Origin of the sequence: Phenylobacterium sp. (assembly GCF_030645195.1) — a bacterium.
GTDB lineage: Bacteria > Pseudomonadota > Alphaproteobacteria > Caulobacterales > Caulobacteraceae > Phenylobacterium.
Genome location: NZ_JAUSLW010000146.1, coordinates 1 through 18,075, shown reverse-complemented (window position 1 = coordinate 18,075; position 18,075 = coordinate 1). Strand labels below are relative to the sequence as shown.

Genomic DNA, 18,075 nt, shown 5'->3' with positions numbered 1-18,075 from the left:
GGCCCCTGGATAGGCCTGTCCCACCGCCCGCGAAATTCGGCGCCTTCCCCTAAGGGTTGCTACCTAGGCCAAGCCTGTTTCGCCTAGCCAGCCACGGGCGGGGGCGGATATCTGGGACCGCGAAGCCCGGCGAGGGCCGGGGCGGAGACCTCATGGCCGATCATTTCGACTACATCATCGTCGGCGGCGGATCGGCCGGCTGCGTCCTGGCCAACCGGCTGTCGGCCGACCCGCGCCGCCGGGTCCTGGTGCTGGAGGCCGGGGGCAAGGACGACTGGATCTGGTTCCACATCCCGGTGGGCTACCTGTTCTCCATCGGCAATCCCCGCGCCGACTGGATGTTCGAGACCCAGGCCATCCCCGGCCTCGACGGCCGCAAGCTGGCCTATCCGCGCGGCAAGGTGATCGGCGGCTCCTCGGCCATCAACGCGATGATCTACATGCGCGGCCAGGCCGCCGACTATGACGGCTGGCGGCAGATGGGCCTGACGGGCTGGGGTTGGGACGACGTCCTGCCGCTGTTCCTGGCCCAGGAGGACCACATCGCCCCCTCCGGCGACCATCACCGCAGCGGCGGGGAATGGCGCGTCGAGCATCCGCGCATGCGCTGGGCCGTGCTTGACGCCTTCGCCCAGGCCGCCGAGATGGCGGGGATCCCCCAGGTGGGCGACTTCAACGCCGGCGACAATTTCGGCTGCGGCTATTTCCAGGTGAACCAGCGGGCCGGCCGCCGGTGGAGCGCGGCCAGCGGATTCCTCAAGCCGATCCTCAACCGGCCCAACGTCAAGCTGGTGACCGGCGCACAGGTGACAAGGGTGCTGGTGGAGGCCGGCCGCGCCATGGGCGTCGCTTGGACGCAAGGGGCGGAGAGCTTCGAGGCCCGCGCCGACGGCGAGGTGGTGCTGGCGGCCGGAGCCGTCGGCACGCCGCAACTGCTGGAGCTGTCGGGGATCGGCGACGGGGGGCGGCTATCGTCGCTGGGGATCGAGACCCAGGCGCACCTGCCGGGCGTGGGGGAGAACCTGCAGGACCACTTGCAGATCCGACCCTATTACGGCGTCACCGGCGTGCCGACCATGAACGAGCTCTACGCCTCCTGGTGGCGCAGGCCGCTGATGGCGGCGGAATACGCCCTGTTCCGCAAAGGCCCGATGTCCATGGCCCCCTCCCAGCTGGGCGCCTTCGCCAAATCCTCGCCGGAACAGGCGACGCCGAACCTGCAGTTCCACGTCCAGCCCCTGTCCCTCGACCGGTTCGGCGAGGCCCTGCACGTGGCGCCGGCGATCACGGTGAGCGTCTGCAATCTGCGGCCCGCCAGCCGCGGCTCGATCCACGCCGCCAGCGCCAATCCCCGCGCCGCGCCCCTGATCCAACCCAACTATCTCTCCACGCCGCAGGACGAGCGGGTGGCCGTCGACGCCATGAAGCTGGTGCGCCAGATCATGGCCCAGCCGCCGCTGGCGCGGTTCTCGCCGGTCGAGCGGCGGCCGGGGGCGGAAGCCAGCTCCGACGCCGACCTGCTGGCCGCCGCCCGCGCGTTGGGCACCACCATCTTCCATCCGGTGGGGACAGCGAAGATGGGCTTGGCGAGCGACCCCGCCGCGGTGGTGGATGCGCGGCTGCGGGTGAATGGCGTGGCTGGCCTGCGAGTCGCCGACGCCTCGGTGATGCCCACGATCACTTCGGGCAACACGAACTCGCCCACCATGATGATCGCCGAGAAGGCCGCCCGGATGATGGTCGAAGACGCTTGAACCAGCTCGGCCATTGCGGCGCGCGCCGTGACGCGCTCTTTTGGCCGCCAACGAGACGCAAGCATTAGGGAGACGCCGGATGGCGAACGAAACTCAAGGCCTGGAGCTGCGCTCCCTGGTGAAGTCGAGCGGCGAACTGGAGCTGTCCCTGGCGACCGTCTCCATCCCCGATCCCGGCCCCGACGAGATCCTGGTCCGCGTCCAGGCCTCGCCGATCAACCCGTCGGACCTTGGCCTGCTGCTGGGTCCCGCCGACATCGCCCAGGCCAAGGTCGCCGGCACGGCGGACCGCCCGGTGGTGACCGCCCCCATCCCACCGGCCATCATGCGCGCCATGGCCGCCCGGGCCGATGAATCCATGCCGGTGGGCAACGAGGGCGCGGGCGAGGTGGTCAAGGCTGGCGCCAATGCGCAGCACCTGATGGGCAAGACCGTCGCCATGCTGGGCGGCGCCATGTACGCCCAGTACCGCCTGTTGAAGGCCGCCGATGTCCTGGTCCTGCCGCCGGGCGCGAGCGCCGCCGACGGAGCCTCCTGCTTCGTCAATCCGCTGACGGCGCTGGGCATGGTGGAGACCATGCGCCGGGAGGGTCACACCGCGCTCGTCCACACCGCGGCGGCCTCCAATCTCGGCCAGATGCTCAACAAGGTCTGCCTCAAGGACGGGGTGGAGCTGGTGAACATCGTCCGCAGCCCCGAGCAGGTGAAGATCCTCAAGGACATCGGCGCCAAGCACATCGTCGACTCCAGCCGGCCCGATTTCCAGGAGGAGTTGGTCAAGGCCTTGGTGGCCACCGGCGCGACCCTGGCCTTCGACGCCATCGGCGGCGGCAAGCTGGCCGGCCAGATCCTCAACGGCATGGAGGTGGCGGCCAACATGACCGCCAAGACCTATAGCCGTTACGGTTCAACCACCTACAAGCAGGTCTACATCTATGGCGGGCTCAACACCGCCCCCACCGAGCTCAGCCGCGCCTTTGGCATGTCCTGGGGGCTGGGGGGCTGGCTACTGACCCCGTTCCTGATGAAGATCGGGCCGGAGGCGGGCGCCAAGCTGCGCCAACGGGTCCTGGACGAGCTGAAGACTACCTTCGCCAGCCACTACTCCCACGAGATCTCGCTGGCCGAGGCCCTGAACCCGGAGATCATCGCCGCCTACAACCGGCGCGCCACCGGTGAGAAGTACCTGATCAACCCGAGCAAGGGCCTCTAGCCTTGGCGACGCCCCGCCTGACCCGACGCGACGCCGCCTCGGTGATCGGCGGGGCGGGGGCCATGCTGCTGACGGGCGGCCTTGCCTCCGCCCAGACGCCGCCGGAGCCGCCGGTCATCGACGACGATCAGGCCACGGTGGAGCCGACCCAGGTCGCCAGCGGCAAGGACGCCTTCGCGCGGATCACCGTTCCGGTGACGATCAACGGCCAAGGCCCCTTCGCCTTCATGGTGGACACCGGCGCCAACCGCTCCTGCATCTCCACCGAGCTGGCCAAGGTTCTGACCTTGCCGGACGGGGGCACGGTGGTGGTCAACACCATCATGGGCCGCCGGTCGCGCAACAGCGTGCTGGTGGACCGCCTGCAGGTGGGCAGCCGGGCCCAGCGCCGGGTGAAGATCCCGGTCCTGCCCTTCGTGGGCACCGACATCGACGGCCTGCTGGCGGTGGACTGGCTGAAGGGCCAGAGGCTGATCCTGGACATGAAGCGCAAGCAGGTCTCGATCACCGCCTCGCGACGCGACACCACCACCGCGGACCGGGTGGTGGTGGTGGCCCGCAAGCGGATCGGCCAGCTGACCATCGTCGATGCCGACCTCGGCCAGAAGCCGATCAGCGCCATGATCGACTCGGGGGCCCAGCTCTCCATCGGCAATCCCACCCTGAGGGCCATGCTGGACAAGCGGCTGGAGGGGAAGTTGGAGAAGGTGACCATGGTCTCGGTCACCGGGGAGACCTTCGTCGGCGACATGCTCTACCTGCCGTTCCTGCGGCTGGGGGGCGTGCAACTGGGCAATGTCCCGGTGGTGTTCGCCGACCTGCCGGTGTTCGGACTGTGGGGCCTGGCCAACAAGCCGGCCCTGGTGCTGGGCATGGACCTGCTGGCCGCCTTCACGGTGGTGTCCCTGGACTTCGGCCGCTCGACGGTGACCTTCGAGATCGGCTGAGCGGCTATTTCGCGGGCTTGCCGATGGTGGCGTCGATGAAGCCGAAGACCTTGGTCAGGACCTGGTCGTGATGGAACGGCGCTCGACGCAGGTGTCCGGCTCACTTCGCCACGAAACGGAGGATCATGTCCGTGACAGACTCGCGGCGTGCGGCGGCGGCGGCCCGGGAGGTCATGTCGACCTTGAAGATGGTCGAGAAGGTGTGACGGTTGCCGACATTGAAGGAACACAGGGCGCTGATCGACATGTGCAGGTCGATCGGGTCGATATCAGGGCGCATCGTGCCCTCCGCCACCCCGCGGGCGACGATGTCGCGTAGGGAATCGATGGCCTCCAGATTGGTGATCGGCAGGTTGGGAAGCTGGGCGATGTGTTCGCCGTGGTGGATGTTCTCCACCATGACCATGCGGATGAAGTCCGGATTGGCGATCTGGTAGTCGAAGGTGAAGCGCACGCGTTGGGCCAGCGCCTCCATCGGCGGCTTGGCCTTCAGATCCAGGCTGCTCTCGATAGTGCGGATGCGGCGATAGCAGTCCTCGAGGACCGCGCGGTACAGGCCCTCCTTACTCTCGAAGTAGTAGTAGATCATCCGCTTGGAGGTGTGAGTCCGCTCGGCGATCTCGTCGATGCGCGCGCCGCTCAGACCCTTTTCCGAGAACTCGTGGGTAGCGACCTCGATGATGTTGGCCCGTGTGCGGTCCGGGTCGTTGGTGCGGGTCTTCTCCCGAGCATCGGTCTTCGCCGGGGCTGACTTGGCGCCTTCGCCGCGAGGTTTCGCCGAATCACTCGCCATCTCGGATCCCTCTGATCCAGCTTACTTATCGCGCCGGTCGGATCACGCAACCGAGAGCTTTCCCGGGGAGCCCGCGCGCTCACCTGCCCCCAGGCGAGGCGTGCGCTGGGGCTCGATCTCACCCACGAGATTCTCGACTTGGACCATCTGCCGGTGAAGCCGCATCCGCTGCCGAAACAAGTTTCAACCGCCCGGTAGGGCCTTCTCCAGCACGATGAACGCCAGGTCGTCCCGCAGGGGCTCTCCGAACCGCTCGTCGTCATAGGGGAAGGGCCGTGTCTCGCCCGTGGGGTCGTAGCCGCGCCGCCGGTACCAGGCGACCAGGGTGTCGCGGATGCTGACCACGGTCATGCGGATGCTGCGCGCGCCACGGCGCTCGGCGAAGGCCTCGGCGGCGTGCAGCAGGGTGCGACCCAGGCGACGGTCCTGCAGGTCGGGACGCACGGTCAGCATGCCCAAGTACCAGACCCCGGGCTCGGCGGGCTCGAGCCAGACCGCGCCCAGCAGGGGGCCGTCGGGGTCGTCGCGCCAGACCAGCAGGGCGGCGTCGGCCTGGGCTGCCAGGTCACGGCGAAGTGTCTCGGGGTCGGTGCGCTGGCCGCCGAGATAATCGGCCTCCGTCGTCCAGCCCCGGCGCGAGCTCTCGCCGCGATAGGCGGAGTTGACCAGGCCGGCGACGGCGATGAGATCGTCCTGAACGGCGGGATAGAGCGGCATGCAAAGTCCTAAAGTCATGGGTCGGGCCCGGTCGCAAGTCCGAGTTGGATATCCATCTTCGTCGCGAACTCGTGAGTGGCTCGGCTTTCAGAGTGAGCGCGACGCCGCCGCCGCCGTGGAGCGGCCCTTCGCCGCCTAGCGGCCGAAGGGGGCGTCCAGGCTGTCCTGCGGCTGGGTGAACCAGGCCGCCCCGTCCTGGGTGACGTGGAAGTGGTCCTCCAGCCGGACGCCGAAGGTCTCGGGGATGACGATCATCGGCTCGTTGGAGAAGCACATGCCCGGCGCCAGCGGGGTCTTGTCACCGCGCACCAGATAGGGCGCCTCGTGGATCGAGAGCCCGATCCCGTGGCCGGTGCGGTGGGGCAGGCCGGGCAGGTCGTAGTCGGGGCTGAAGCCCTCTGCGGCCAGGACGCGGCGGGCGACGGCGTCGATCTCCTCGCAGGGGACGCCGGGCTTCACGGCGGCGAAGGCGGCGGCCTGGGCGCGCTTCTCGACCGCCCAGACGCGGGCCTGCTCCTGGGTGGGTTGGCCGAAGACATAGGTGCGGGTGATGTCGGAGTTGTAGCCCTGGACCCTGCAGCCGGTGTCGATGAGCACGAGCTCATCCTGCGCTAAACTCTGCTCGCCCGGCAGGCCATGGGGATAGGCGCTGGCCACCCCGAACTGCACCGCGCAGAAGGACGCGCCGTCGTCGGCGCCCAGCGCCCGGTGTGCCTGGTCGATGAAGCGGCCGACTTCGGTTGTCGTGATCCCGGGCGCCAGGATGCGGGCGGCGCGGCGGTGGACCTCCAGGGTCATGGCCTTGGCCTGGGACATCAGGGCGAGCTCCGCCGGCGACTTGATCATCCGGCATCCGTCCACCACCGGGGCGCCGTCCAGCAGGGCGAGGTCCGGCGCGGCCAGCCTCAGACCGTTGAAGACGAAGAAGGGCAGGGCGGGGTCGATGGCCAGCGATGTCGCCCCCAGATCGGCGAGGGCCTTGGCGGTCAGGGCGTAGGGGCTCTCGTGCTCCTCCCACAGCAGCAGGTCCGCCTCGATCAGCAGGGCCGCCTGCAGGGAGCCGAGCTCGAACCGCGGGCAGATCATCTTCGGCGCGCCCTGGCGCGGCAGGACCATGGCCACCAGGCGCTCGGTGGCGTTCCAGGCGACGCCGGTGAAGTAGCGCAGGGAGGGACCCGCGCCGATGATCAGGGCGTCGGCCCCAATCTGGTCCATCAGCTCCCGGGCCCGCGCCATGCGGGCGGCGCGTTCCTCAGGCCCGATGGCCGGCGCCTTGGGCCAGGGCTTGAGGTCGGCCAGCTGTTCGTCCGCCGTCGATCCGCCGATCCCGTGGGTCATCTGATGCTCCTGGTCTAGCCGCAGCCGTTCTGCCTCCATACAACTGCACGTCATGGCAGGCAGTCAGGATTTCGCCGTCGATCCGCGCAACGCGGCGGCGCGCCTCTATCTCAACGGCGAGCTCGTCAAGCGCGAGGACGCCAAGGTCTCAGTGTTCGACGCGGGCTTCGTGCTGGGGGACGGGGTCTGGGAGGGCCTGCGCCTGCACAGGGGCGTGCTGCTGTTCCTCGAGGCTCACCTGGACCGGCTCTACGCTGGGCTGAAGGCCATCGCCCTCGACATTGGCCTGACGCGAGACGAACTGACCGCCGAGATCTGGAAGCTGCTGGACGCCAACGGCATGACCGACGGCGCGCACCTGCGCCTGATGATCACCCGGGGCGAGAAGGCCGCCGCCAACCAGGACCCGCGCAACTGGCTGGGCAGGCCCACCATCGTCATCACCTCGGAATACAAGGCGCCGAGCCCGGAGATCGTCACCCGCGGCCTGTCGCTGTTCACCTCCAGCATCCTCTGCACTCCGGCGCAGATGTTCGACATGCGACTGAACTCCCACTCGCGGCTCAACCTGATCACCGCCCTACTGCAGGCCATCGAGGCCGGCTGCGACGAGGCCCTGATGCTGGACCCCGGGGGCTTCGTCTCCAGCTGCAACGCCACCAACTTCTTCTTCGTCCGCGCCGGGCGGGTGATGACCTCCACCGGCGACTTCTGTTTCAACGGGGTGACCCGGGCCAATGTCATCGCGCTCTGCCGCGCCAAGGGCGTTCCCATCACGCTCGGGGACTTCGTCCTGGACGATGTCCATGACGCCGACGAGGCCTTCGTGACCGGCACCTTCGGCGGCCTGACACCGGTCCGCGAGATCGACGGCCATGTCCTGCCGGCCGCCCTGCCGGGGCCGGTGACGACGTTGCTGCGGGCGGCCTATGAGGAGCTGAAGGACGCGCAGGCGGCATGACGGAGCCCGTGCGCATCGCCATGTGGTCGGGGCCGCGCAACATCTCCACGGCCATGATGCGCAGCTTCGAAAACCGACCCGACACCGCCGTGGTCGATGAACCCTTCTACGCCGCCTATCTGGCCGCCACCGGCCTTGACCATCCGATGCGGGACGAGGTCCTGGCCTCGCAGGCCCAGGACTGGAGCGCGGTGGCCGCGGCGATGTCGGGCCCGGCGCCGGGCGGCGCGGCGGTCTTCTATCAGAAGCACATGACCCACCACATGGTGGACGGTTTCGGCCTGGACTGGACGGCCGCCTGCGTCAGCGCCTTCCTGATCCGCGATCCCGCCGCCGTCCTGGCCTCCTACGCGGCCAAGCGGGCCGAGGTGACCTTGGCCGACATCGGGGTGGTGCGGCAGCGCGAGCTGTTCGACCGCGAGGCCGACCGCCTGGGCCGCGCCCCGCCGGTGGTGGAGGGCGCCGACGTCCTGGCCGATCCGGAGCGGGGGCTGTCGGCCCTCTGCGCGGCTCTGGGAATCCCGTTCCGCGCCCAGATGCTGGCCTGGCCCGCGGGGCCTCGGGATACCGACGGGGTCTGGGCGCCGGCCTGGTACGACGCGGTGGAGCGCTCCACAGGGTTCGAACCGCCCGGCCCGGCGCGCGAGTCGCGTCTCACCGACGATCTGAGCCGCATCGCCGACCAGGCCCGGCCCCACTACGAGGCGCTGGCGGCCCATCGCCTCAATTTCTGAAGGCGGCTTGGCCATAAACCCGATCTCAACGCTCGGCGATCATGTTCGCCGAAGGTGTGGGGATTTCGGGGCAAATGAGCTCTCAACGACTGCTGCCAAGTTCGAACCTGACGCCCGACGACCTGTCGGGCCTCAAGATCATGGTAGTGGACGACCATTCCAACACCCTGCGCCTGATCACCGACGTGCTGCGCGCCGGCGGGGTGGGGGAGGTCTTCACCGCCACGGACGGCGTGCGCGCGCGTGAACTGCTGCGCCATCGTTGTCCGCACATGATCTTCACCGACTGCAAGATGCCGGTGATGGACGGGCTGGAACTGGTCCGCTCGATCCGCCGGGCCGCGATCTTCCCGGACCCCCTGGTGCCCGACCCGGAAGTCCCTGTGATCATGGTGACCGGCCAGCGCAGCGAGCGCGACGTGCAGATCGCCCGCCTGGCCGGGGTCAATGAGTTCGTGATCAAGCCCTTCACCCCGGCAGCGATCCTGTCGCGCATCCAGCTGGTCCTGCGCCGGCCTCGGCCCTTCATCGTCAGCGAGGCCTATGTCGGCCCCGATCGCCGACGGAAGGTGGAGCTGAACTATTCCGGCCCGCTGCGCCGCACCTGCGATCCCGACGAGGTGGCCGACGAGGTGGAGCGCGAGGTGGCGCGCGAGACCATCAGCGTCGAGCTGGAGGCCATGCGTCGCCTGATCTCGGCTCGGGGCGGGGTGGACCGGTCCACCCTGCAGATGATCTACCGGGTGATGCAGCACACCAGCTTCCGCGCCCGCCAGGTGCGTGACAAGACCGTGGAGCGGGCCTCCCAATCCATGATCACCTATGTGGACGCCATGGGCGGGCCCGACGCCTGCGACCCGGCGGTGATCGAGATCCACTTCGACGCCATCCGCAATCTGTTGTCCCAGACCGAGATGGATCCCGCCGAGGCCGACCGCATCGGCCGCAACCTGGAAGCCGTGGTCGCCCGCAAGCGCGCGCGGCGGCTGGTGGCGGTCGGCTAGCTGGCTATATAAGGCCGCCATGGCCGAAGCCTTCAACGATCTGACCCTGCCCGACCACAAGGCCGCCCGCTACGCGACGGTGGCGCAGGAGATCGCCGCGGTGCTGGAGGGTGAGCCCAATCGCACCGCGCGGATGGCCACCATCGCCGCCATGCTGGCCGCCAGTTTCGACCACTATTTCTGGACCGGCTTCTACGTCGTCGATCCCGACAAGGACCGTGAACTGGTGGTGGGTCCCTACCAGGGCAGCCTCGGTTGCCTGCGGATCGCCTATGGCCGCGGAGTCTGCGGGGCCGCGGCGACCACGGGACAGACCCAGCTGGTTCCGGACGTGCATGCCTTCCCAGGGCACATCGCCTGTGACGGGCGCTCGGCCAGCGAGGTGGTGGTCCCCGTGTTCGATGCGCAGGGCGAGCTGATCGCCGTCTTCGACGTCGACGCGACCGAGCCTGCGGCCTTCGACGAGGTCGACGCCGCCTGGCTTGAGACCATCCTCAAGGCCGCATTCAGCTAGATCACCGGCGGGATCTAGCTGTTTGCTTGGAACGGGACGCGAGCGGAAAACCGGCCTCCACTTTTCCTCGCCCCGTTCAGATCGCGCCTGACGCGAAACGGCACACGTCTCAAGGCATGTGGTTTGCAGCGCGCAGGTCCACCTTTCCCTAACCGGGATGAGCTAGGGCTTGAGACCATGCTGACCGCCGAGACCTTCCATCCGAGCGAGTTGCCGCAGGCCGATGTCGCCACCTGGCGCGCCCTGTGCGCCGGCCGTCCCGAATTCGCCAATCCGCTGATGGGCCCCGACTTCGCCCTGGCGGTGGGAGCGGTGCGGTCCGACGCCCGGGTCACCGTCTGGCGCTGGCCGGGCCGGACCGCCGGTTTCCTGGCCTATCACCGCCGCCCCGGCAGCTTCGCGCGGCCCATCGGCGCGCCGCTGTCGGACTATCATGGCCTGGTCTCCGAACAGGGCCTGGACGCCGACGAGGCCTTGGCGCAGGCCGGACTGTCGGTCTACCGCTTCACCGGTCTGACCGATCCGAACCGCGCCTTCGCCGGCTTCGTGGCTTCCGAGCGCGAGAGCTTCGTCATTGAGTTGGAGACCACCGGCGAGGCCTATCTGGAGGCCCTGCGCGCCGCCAGCCCCAAGCGGTTCAAGAACTATCGCCGTCTGGACCACAAGCTTGACCGCGAGGTCGGCGCCCTGTCGATCACCGGGGCGGACCGTGATCAGGCCGCCTTCGACACGCTGCTGCGCTGGAAGCGCGAGCAGCTGGCCCGCACCGGCGCCCACGACTTCCTCAGCCCCGACTGGACGCGGGATCTGCTGCAGGCGCTGTTCGAGCGCCAGGACGGCGGCTTCCAGGGCCTGATGGTCAATCTCTACGCCGGCGACCGCCTGGTGGCCGGCCACTTCGGCATCCGCCAGGGCGGGGTCTACCATCCGTGGATCGCCTCGACCGATCCGGAGCTGGCCGCCTGGTCCCCAGGCCAGGTCTTCCTGGGCCGGGCGATCGCCGCGATGACCGAGATGGGCCTGACCACCTACGACCTTGGTCCCGGCCACGAGCACTATAAGCGTCCCTATGCGCTGACCACTCGCACCATCGGCGAGGGCGTGGCCACGGCGGCCAATCTCGGCGGCCGCGCGGCCCAGATGTCGGAGCAGGCCTGGAGCCTGGCCGGCGCCCATGGCCAGGGCGCGGTGGGCAAGCTCCGCCGCCGCCTGGATATCATCGCCAGCACCGAGCTGTCCTTCGCCGGCCGCGCGCGCGGCGTGGTCCAGGCCCTCGGCAGCCGCGCCCGCCGGTCGTCGGGCGAAATGGAAGTCGCCTGATCCCATGCCCGCGCCGCGTGTCAGCCTGATCATTCCCACCCAGCGTCGCCTGGACGGACTGGCCACGGCCGCGCGCTCGACCTTCGCCCAGGCCGGGGTCGACCCCGCGACCCTGGAACTGGTGGTGGTGGACAACGATCAGGTTCCGTCGGCCAAGACGCTCGCCGCGACCCTGGCCGCCGAGGCCCCGTTCCCGGTGGTCTATGTCCACGAGCCCGAGCCGGGCGTCGCCAACGCCCGCAACGCCGCCATGGCCCGGGCCCGCGGCGACGTCATCGCCTTCCTGGACGACGACGAGGAGGCGCCGGCCGGCTGGCTGGCCGCCCTGCTGGCCGCCCAGGCGAAATATCAGGCCGACGTGGTCTTCGGTCCCGTGCGCGGCCGCGCGCCCGCCGGCGTCGGCAAGCATCGCGCCTACCTTGAGTGGTTCTTCTCGCGGATCGGGGACGGGCCGGCCGAGGGGCCGATCGACCACTATTACGGCTGCGGCTGCTCCCTGCTGAAGCGCGCCAGCCTGCCCGATCCCAAGGCCCCGTTCTCGGCCATCCGCAACCATATCGGCGGCGAGGACGATCTGCTGTTTGGCGGCATGAAGGCCAAGGGCGCACGGTTCGCCTGGGCGCCCGACGCCTGGGTCTGGGAAGACCCGGTGCCCAGCCGCCTGACCCTGGACTACACGATCGCGCGCGCCTTCGCCTACGGACAGGGGCCCTCGGCCCACTGCGCCATCAGCAGCCCGCCCGACCGCCTGGGCGTGGCGCGCTGGATGGTGATCGGCGTGGCCCAGGCCGGCGTCTACGGCCTGCTGGCGGCCGTGCAGTGGCTGGTCCGCAGTCCGCGATTCGCCTTCACCCTGGACCGCGCGGCCCGCGGCCTGGGCAAGACCCTGTGGTGGGGTCCCTTCAAGATTCACTTCTACGGCCTGAGGGCTCCGACATGAGCATCATCACCGACTGGACGCCCGAGAAGGGCTGCGCCTTCACCAAGGCGAACCTGACCTTCGAGCACGGCCTGCACGAGCGGCCGATGTTCAAGGACGAAGGTCTCGAGGAACTGCTGGACCGCTATCCGCGCGACCAGATGGGGGTCTTCACCATGGGCGAGGATCCCGTGGCCTGGACCACCTGGCGGCGCGGCACGGCCGGGAACCTGTCGGGCTCGCGGCTGCTGGAGGCCGCCCAGTCGGGGCGCATCTGGCTGAACCTGCGGCAGACCAACCTGCACCTGCCGGAATACGCCAGGCTGGGGGACGAAATCTTCGCTGAGAAACGCGCCCACGTCCCGGGTCTGCGGACCTTCAAGCACGACCTTGGCATGCTGATCTCCTCGGCCAACGCCCAGGTCTTCTACCATCTGGATGTGCCCCTGGTGTCCCTGTGGCAGTTGCGGGGCCAGAAGCGAGTCTGGGTCTATCCGGTGGCCGATCCCTATGTGGGCGACGAGGCCCTGGAGAAGATCGTCCTGCGGGAGACCGCCGAGCAGTTCGCCTTCAATCCCGAATGGGACAAGGGCGCGGAGGTCCATGATCTGACGCCCGGCAAGATGGTCACCTGGGCCCAGAACGCCCCGCACCGGATCGAGAACGGCCCGATGCTGAACGTCTCGCTGTCCATCGAATTCATGACGCCCGAGGCCCTGATGCGGGCCAATGTCATCTACGCCAACGGCGTCCTGCGCCGGCGGCTGGGCGCGCGTCGCCCGCGCATCCAGCAGGGCTTCACCCCCGGCGCGCTCGGCAAGCTGGCGGTGGCGCGCGGCGCCAAGGCGCTGAAGCTGCAAAAGCCCAACCCGCGGATCCTGCCCACCAGCTTCAAGCTGGACGGCGAGCGGCTGGGGGCGTTGCTGCCTGTATAAACACCGCTCACCCCGGCGGGTTTTATCAGTCCGCCACGAACAGGTAGTCCTCGACCCCGGCATATCCGTCGACCGCGACGAAGTCTGGCGCCTTGAGCGCGTGGTAGCCCAGGGGGCGCAGTAGGTCCCAGATGTCGGTGGGGCGGGCGCCGGCGCGGGCCAGCGAGGCGTCGGAGATCTCCAGGAAGAGGGCGGGCCTGTGCTTGGCCAGGGTCTTCAGGCCGCCCTTCAGGACATTGACCTCCCAGCCCTCGACGTCGGCCTTGAGGAAGTCCAGGCGTGTCAGGCCCTCGGCCTGGGCGAAGGCGTCCAGGGTGGTGAGCGGCACCACCTGGTCCATGGTGTCACGGGCGTCCTGGCCGTCTTCGCCGAAGTGGGCGATGCCGAAGCCGAGGCCGCCCCGGCTCTTGATGGGCGTGCGCAGGATCAGGTCCGCCGGCGCGTCGGACAGGCCCATGGGGATCACCTTCACATGGGACAGCCGGTTGAAGGCCAGGGCGCGGGTGAGGATGGAGCGAGCATAGGCCGAGGGTTCGAAGGCGTAGACCCGGCCCCGGGGCGCCATCTTGGCGAACAGCTTGGAGAACTGGCCGGCATGGGCGCCGACGTCGACGATCACGCCGTCCGCCGGGATCAGGGGCTGGAAGACGGGGATCAGTTCGCGGTGATGCTGGCGCAGGGACGCCTTCAGCAGGTGGGCCAGGAAATCGACGCGGCGCTTCAAGATCATCGGGCGACTCCACAGGCTCGTGGCCGTGCTTGTGGCCCAATTCGGAGCCGCTGTAATCTAACCCCGGCGGGTCCCCGTTGGCTTCCGTGACGGCGCCCGCCTAGAGTGCTTGCCGACGCGCGAGACGCGCAATTCCAAAGGGAGCGGAACAATGGGCGAAGCCTATATCGTCGCAGCCTCACGCACGGCCGGTGGCCGCAAGGGTGGCAAACTGAAGGACTGGCATCCGGTTGATCTGGCCGCCAATGTCCTCAATGACCTCATCGACCGCGCCAAGGCCGATCCGGCCCTGGTGGAGGACGTGATCATGGGCTGCGTCGGCCAGGTGGGCGAGCAGGGGATCAATGTCGGGCGCAACGCCGTCCTGGCCTCGCGTCTCCCCGAGAGCGTCCCCGGCACCAGCGTCGACCGCCAGTGCGGCTCCTCGCAGCAGGCCCTGCAGTTCGCGGCCCAGGCCGTGATGAGCGGCACCATGGACATCGTTATCGCCGCCGGCGTCGAGAGCATGACCCGCGTGCCCATGGGTCTCTCGGCCGCCCTGCCGGCCCAGAATGGCTTTGGCACCTATATGAGCCCGGGCATCCAGGCTCAGTATCCCAACATCCAGTTCTCGCAGTTCGTCGGCGCCGAAATGGTCGCGACGAAGTACGGCCTGAACCGGGACCAGCTGGACGAGTTCAGCTTCCAGTCTCACCAGCGCGCCATCGCCGCCACCCAGGCCGGCGCCTTCAAGAACGAGATCATCGCCATCGAGGTGACCGACGCCGAGGGCAACAAGACCCTTCACACCGTTGACGAGGGGATCCGTTTCGAAGCCAGCCTCGAGGGCATCAAGGGCGTGAAGCTGCTGCGTGAGGACGGCTGCCTCACCGCGGCATCCTCCAGCCAGATCTGCGACGGCGCCTCGGGCGTGATGATCGTCTCGGAAAAGGGCCTGAAGGAACTGGGCGTGAAGCCGCTGGCCCGCATCCATCACATGAGCCTGCTGGGTCATGACCCGGTGATCATGCTGGAAGCCCCGTTGCCGGCCACCGAACGCGCCCTGAAGCGCGCCGGCATGAAGGTCGACGATATCGACCTGTTCGAGGTCAACGAGGCCTTCGCCTCCGTGCCCGTCGCCTACATGAAGGCCCTGGGTGTTCCCCGCGACAAGATCAACGTCAACGGCGGCGCCATCGCGCTCGGCCACCCGCTCGGCGCCTCCGGCACCAAGCTGATGGCCACCCTGCTGAACGCCCTGGAATCGACCGGCGGCAAGTACGGCCTGCAGACCATGTGCGAAGGCGGCGGCATGGCCAATGTGACCATCGTCGAACGCCTTTAGACCCTCTCTCTCTTCGCTTGGCTTCCTTCGTCCTCTGCGGGAGAAGGAAGCCAAGTGGAATTGGGGACTGACTTGAGCACGCCACGTATCGTCGCCGTCACTGGCGCGCATGGAATTCTGGGCTCGGCGGTGGCCAAGGCCGCGGCCCGGCAGGGGGCGAAGGTCGTCCTCATCGACCATGCCCCGCGCGCGCCCGAGGGTCTGGTGGAAGCCTGCGGGCGGGACGCCCTGGAACTCTCCGGCGTCGACCTCACCGATCCCGCGGCGGCCAGGACCGCGATCGACGCGGCCGCCGCCAGGTTCGGCGGCCTGGACGCCCTGATCAATGTCGCCGGCGGCTTCGCCTGGCAGACCCTGGCCGACGGCGATCCCGCGGTCTGGGACAGACTCTACGCCATGAACGTCAAGACCGCCGCCAACACGGCCCGCGCGGCCATCCCGCACCTGAAGGCCAGCACCGCCGGACGCATCGTCAATATCGGGGCCAATGGCGCGGTGAAAGCCGGGGCGGGCATGGGCGCCTATGCCGCCTCCAAGGCCGGGGTTCATCGCCTGACCGAGAGCCTGGCCGAAGAACTGAAGGGCCAGGTGACGGTCAACGCCGTCCTGCCCTCGATCATCGACACGCCCACCAACCGGGCCGACATGCCCAAGGCCGACTTCGCCAGCTGGGTGACGCCCGACGAGTTGGCGGCGGTGATCCTGTTCCTGATCTCGGCCGCCGCCAGCGCCGTGACCGGGGCGCTCATTCCGGTCACCGGGCGCGTCTGACTCGCCGAGCGCGTTACGTCAAAGCCGCAGGTTCGGGCGAATCGCGCCATCGACTTCAAGGCGGGTGGCGAGGGCTTACGAAGTAAGCCAGAACCGTCCGGTTCCTGGGGAGGGGCGGCGCGATGAGTATGCTGATGATCGCCGCGGCGGTGGCCGTGCTGGCCGCGGGCGAGCCGGGCCCGGCGCCTCCTGCGCCACCGACGGAGGCTCGCGCCGAGACGGGTGTCCTCGCCTACCCCGCCAGCTTCTTCGCCGAGGCCTCGCCGTCGACGGCCTATGACATGGTCATCCGGGTGCCGGGCTTTTCCTTCGACAAGGGGACGGTGGTTCGCGGCCTGGCGGGATCGGGCGGCAACGTCCTGATCGACGGCGAGCCGGCGGTGGCCAAGAACGACGCCCTCGATGAGATCCTAAAACGCATTCCGGCCTCGGCCGTGGCCCACGTCGACCTGATCCGCGGCGGCGCGCCGGGCATCGACATGCAGGGCCGCACGGTGATGGCCAATGTGGTTCGCAAGTCCGCCGCGGGCTTCCGAGGCGCGACGACCCTGGGCGCCTATTTCCTCTATGACGGCCGGACCCTCACCAGCGCGCGGACCGAGGGACAATGGCGCTGGGCGGGCGGGCGGGCCGCGGAGGCCTCCTTCGTGCTCGGCTTCGGCCCGGACGACCAGCTGGGCGACGGCCGCCGCATCCGTTACGCGCCGAATGGCGGGATCCTGATCCTCTCCGACGTCGACGCTGACGGGAAGGGCCTGCGAATCTGGAACACGGGCGCCTTCGAGACCCCGCTGGCCGGCGGAAAGCTGCGCCTGAACGCCGCCTATATGCTCAATCCCTATTCGGCCGAGATCACCGATCGCCTGCGTTTCCCAGGCGGCCGCGAGTACCAGTACGACACTCAGGACCGGCTGCAGGCCGAGGTGGGCGGTCGCTATACGCGCGCCCTGACCCCCCGCGTCGCCCTGGAGGCCGTGGCCTTCCAGCAGTGGAACAACAACGACACCAAGTCCCGCTTCGAGGGCGCCAACCTGGTGCGCAAGTTCGAGGGCGACCGCAAGACCACCGAGAGCGTCGGCCGCGCCCACCTGCGGTTCTCGCAGAGCGCGACCCTTGCCTGGGAGGTCGGCGGGGAGGGGGCTTACAACAAGCTCGACAACACCACGACGCTTTTCCAGAACGGGGTGAAGGTCAGGTTGCCCGCCGCCAGCGTCCTGGTGACGGAGAAGCGCGGCGAGGTCTTCGCCACCGCCACCTGGCGGCCCACCGTCCAGCTCTCGGTGGAGGCGGGCCTGCGCCAGGAGGGCTCGACCATCACCTCGGAGGGCGACGTGATCCTGGAGAAGTCGCTGTCCTTCACCAAACCGCGCATGGCGGTGACCTGGTCGGCCAGCCCCACGACCCAGCTGCGGTTCCGCTTCGAGCGTGAGGTCGGCCAGCTCAACTTCGACGACTTCGTGGCCCCGTCGTCCGTGGCCAACACCGGCACGGTGATCGCCGGCAATCCCGACCTCTCGCCTCAACAGGCCTGGGTGACCGAGGCGGCGGTGGAGCAGCGGTTCTGGAAGAGCGGGGCCGCCGTCCTGACCCTGCGCCACTACGCGCTCACCGACGTCATCGACCGGGCGCCGATCTTCGGGGCCGGGGGCAGCGTCGCCGACGCGCCTGGCAATATCGGCGAGGGGACCAAGGACGAGCTCCAGGCCAGCCTCAGCGTGCCCCTGGAGCGGTTCGGCGTCCCCGCCGCCCAGCTCAAGGCCCAGGCGGTCTGGCGGCGCTCGGAGGTCACCGACCCCCTGACCCTGAAGCCCCGCGAGATCTCCGGCCTGCGCCATGTGGAGTGGGACCTGCACTTCAGCCAGGACCTGCCGCGGCTGAAGTCCAACTGGGGGATCGACGTCAACAAGGGCGGCTCCAACGCCAACGACGCCTATGGCTGGCGCGACCGCGCCTATCGCCTGTCGGAGGTGGAGACCCGCAAGCTCGACACCTATGTGACCCTGTTCGGAGAGTACAAGCCCAGGCCCGACCTCAGCCTGCGGGTGGAGCTGATGAACCTCACCGAGCGCAGCGCCCAGCGGACTCGCGAGGTCTATGCCGG

General features: G+C 69.0%; 17 protein-coding genes. 13 read left to right on the top strand and 4 right to left on the bottom strand.

Translation table 11 applies throughout. The features are described from left to right. The first annotated feature begins 152 nt into the window (after positions 1-152). The 3 genes from Q7T09_RS12090 to Q7T09_RS12080 all read left to right on the top strand — a co-directional run bounded on the left by Q7T09_RS12090 (position 153) and on the right by Q7T09_RS12080 (position 3,914). Positions 153-1,754, top strand: a complete 1,602-nt coding sequence (locus Q7T09_RS12090; protein ID WP_304699951.1) for a GMC family oxidoreductase — start codon at positions 153-155, stop codon at positions 1,752-1,754. Positions 1,755-1,833: 79 nt separating this feature from the next. Next, a complete protein-coding gene (locus Q7T09_RS12085) occupies positions 1,834-2,967 on the top strand; it encodes a zinc-binding dehydrogenase (RefSeq protein ID WP_304699950.1) in 1,134 nt (377 codons plus the stop codon). Positions 2,968-2,969: 2 nt separating this feature from the next. Then, the gene (locus Q7T09_RS12080; RefSeq protein WP_304699948.1) at positions 2,970-3,914 is read left to right on the top strand and encodes a retroviral-like aspartic protease family protein; all 945 of its coding nucleotides are present in this window, start codon (positions 2,970-2,972) and stop codon (positions 3,912-3,914) included. Between the two features lie 100 nt (positions 3,915-4,014). On the opposite strand, the gene Q7T09_RS12075 is transcribed toward Q7T09_RS12080, so the two are convergent. The 3 genes from Q7T09_RS12075 to Q7T09_RS12065 form a co-directional block, all read right to left on the bottom strand. Continuing rightward, positions 4,015-4,707 carry a TetR/AcrR family transcriptional regulator gene (locus tag Q7T09_RS12075; protein WP_304699947.1) on the bottom strand — a complete coding sequence of 231 codons (693 nt, stop codon included), beginning with the start codon at positions 4,705-4,707 and terminating at the stop codon, positions 4,015-4,017. Positions 4,708-4,890: 183 nt separating this feature from the next. Next, the gene (locus tag Q7T09_RS12070; protein WP_304699946.1) at positions 4,891-5,424 is read right to left on the bottom strand and encodes a GNAT family N-acetyltransferase; all 534 of its coding nucleotides are present in this window, start codon (positions 5,422-5,424) and stop codon (positions 4,891-4,893) included. Positions 5,425-5,559: 135 nt separating this feature from the next. Beyond that, entirely contained in the window at positions 5,560-6,762 is a 1,203-nt protein-coding gene (locus Q7T09_RS12065; protein ID WP_304699944.1) for a Xaa-Pro peptidase family protein, read from the bottom strand. 52 nt (positions 6,763-6,814) lie between these two features. Here Q7T09_RS12065 and Q7T09_RS12060 point away from each other — a divergent pair, with 52 nt between their 5' ends. The 7 genes from Q7T09_RS12060 to Q7T09_RS12030 all read left to right on the top strand — a co-directional run bounded on the left by Q7T09_RS12060 (position 6,815) and on the right by Q7T09_RS12030 (position 13,149). Continuing rightward, entirely contained in the window at positions 6,815-7,723 is a 909-nt protein-coding gene (locus Q7T09_RS12060) for an aminotransferase class IV (protein ID WP_304699943.1), read from the top strand. Then, positions 7,720-8,457 (top strand): hypothetical protein, encoded by a 738-nt coding sequence (locus Q7T09_RS12055; protein WP_304699942.1) that lies wholly within the window; start codon positions 7,720-7,722, stop codon positions 8,455-8,457. Before Q7T09_RS12060 ends, Q7T09_RS12055 begins: the two co-directional genes overlap by 4 nt. 74 nt (positions 8,458-8,531) lie before the next feature. Continuing rightward, positions 8,532-9,461 (top strand): response regulator, encoded by a 930-nt coding sequence (locus tag Q7T09_RS12050; RefSeq protein ID WP_304699940.1) that lies wholly within the window; start codon positions 8,532-8,534, stop codon positions 9,459-9,461. A 19-nt stretch (positions 9,462-9,480) separates the two neighbouring features. Next, positions 9,481-9,975 (top strand): GAF domain-containing protein, encoded by a 495-nt coding sequence (locus tag Q7T09_RS12045; RefSeq protein WP_304699939.1) that lies wholly within the window; start codon positions 9,481-9,483, stop codon positions 9,973-9,975. 177 nt (positions 9,976-10,152) lie between these two features. Beyond that, positions 10,153-11,295 (top strand): GNAT family N-acetyltransferase, encoded by a 1,143-nt coding sequence (locus Q7T09_RS12040; RefSeq protein WP_304699938.1) that lies wholly within the window; start codon positions 10,153-10,155, stop codon positions 11,293-11,295. A gap of 4 nt (positions 11,296-11,299) precedes the next feature. After that, on the top strand, positions 11,300-12,235 hold the full coding sequence (locus Q7T09_RS12035; RefSeq protein ID WP_304699937.1) for a glycosyltransferase: 936 nt from the start codon (positions 11,300-11,302) through the stop codon (positions 12,233-12,235). Further along, positions 12,232-13,149, top strand: coding sequence for a hypothetical protein (locus Q7T09_RS12030; protein WP_304699936.1), 918 nt, complete (start codon positions 12,232-12,234; stop codon positions 13,147-13,149). The genes Q7T09_RS12035 and Q7T09_RS12030 overlap by 4 nt, the downstream gene beginning before the upstream one ends. 25 nt (positions 13,150-13,174) lie before the next feature. Here the strand turns inward: Q7T09_RS12030 and Q7T09_RS12025 are convergent, their stop codons facing one another. Beyond that, positions 13,175-13,879 (bottom strand): FkbM family methyltransferase, encoded by a 705-nt coding sequence (locus tag Q7T09_RS12025; protein WP_304699934.1) that lies wholly within the window; start codon positions 13,877-13,879, stop codon positions 13,175-13,177. A gap of 151 nt (positions 13,880-14,030) precedes the next feature. Here Q7T09_RS12025 and Q7T09_RS12020 point away from each other — a divergent pair, with 151 nt between their 5' ends. From Q7T09_RS12020 to Q7T09_RS12010, 3 genes are all read left to right on the top strand, one after another. Next, the gene (locus Q7T09_RS12020; RefSeq protein WP_304699932.1) at positions 14,031-15,203 is read left to right on the top strand and encodes an acetyl-CoA C-acetyltransferase; all 1,173 of its coding nucleotides are present in this window, start codon (positions 14,031-14,033) and stop codon (positions 15,201-15,203) included. Between the two features lie 72 nt (positions 15,204-15,275). Then, complete coding sequence (locus tag Q7T09_RS12015; protein ID WP_304699931.1) at positions 15,276-15,974, top strand: SDR family NAD(P)-dependent oxidoreductase; 699 nt, start codon at positions 15,276-15,278, stop codon at positions 15,972-15,974. A 122-nt stretch (positions 15,975-16,096) separates the two neighbouring features. Then, on the top strand, positions 16,097-18,075 hold a 1,979-nt coding region (locus Q7T09_RS12010; protein ID WP_304699929.1), incomplete at its 3' end, for a TonB-dependent siderophore receptor.

Bases quoted from the DNA above. Each gene is read 5' to 3' on its own strand.
- Q7T09_RS12090 (WP_304699951.1), top strand. From the start codon at position 153: ATGGCCGATCATTTCGACTACATCATCGTCGGCGGCGGATCGGCCGGC.
- Q7T09_RS12070 (WP_304699946.1), bottom strand. From the start codon at position 5,424: ATGCCGCTCTATCCCGCCGTTCAGGACGATCTCATCGCCGTCGCCGGC.
- Q7T09_RS12020 (WP_304699932.1), top strand. From the start codon at position 14,031: ATGGGCGAAGCCTATATCGTCGCAGCCTCACGCACGGCCGGTGGCCGC.
- Q7T09_RS12040 (WP_304699938.1), top strand. From the start codon at position 10,153: ATGCTGACCGCCGAGACCTTCCATCCGAGCGAGTTGCCGCAGGCCGAT.
- Q7T09_RS12060 (WP_304699943.1), top strand. From the start codon at position 6,815: ATGGCAGGCAGTCAGGATTTCGCCGTCGATCCGCGCAACGCGGCGGCG.
- Q7T09_RS12025 (WP_304699934.1), bottom strand. From the start codon at position 13,879: ATGATCTTGAAGCGCCGCGTCGATTTCCTGGCCCACCTGCTGAAGGCG.
- Q7T09_RS12045 (WP_304699939.1), top strand. From the start codon at position 9,481: ATGGCCGAAGCCTTCAACGATCTGACCCTGCCCGACCACAAGGCCGCC.
- Q7T09_RS12075 (WP_304699947.1), bottom strand. From the start codon at position 4,707: ATGGCGAGTGATTCGGCGAAACCTCGCGGCGAAGGCGCCAAGTCAGCC.
- Q7T09_RS12035 (WP_304699937.1), top strand. From the start codon at position 11,300: ATGCCCGCGCCGCGTGTCAGCCTGATCATTCCCACCCAGCGTCGCCTG.
- Q7T09_RS12030 (WP_304699936.1), top strand. From the start codon at position 12,232: ATGAGCATCATCACCGACTGGACGCCCGAGAAGGGCTGCGCCTTCACC.
- Q7T09_RS12050 (WP_304699940.1), top strand. From the start codon at position 8,532: ATGAGCTCTCAACGACTGCTGCCAAGTTCGAACCTGACGCCCGACGAC.
- Q7T09_RS12065 (WP_304699944.1), bottom strand. From the start codon at position 6,762: ATGACCCACGGGATCGGCGGATCGACGGCGGACGAACAGCTGGCCGAC.
- Q7T09_RS12055 (WP_304699942.1), top strand. From the start codon at position 7,720: ATGACGGAGCCCGTGCGCATCGCCATGTGGTCGGGGCCGCGCAACATC.
- Q7T09_RS12085 (WP_304699950.1), top strand. From the start codon at position 1,834: ATGGCGAACGAAACTCAAGGCCTGGAGCTGCGCTCCCTGGTGAAGTCG.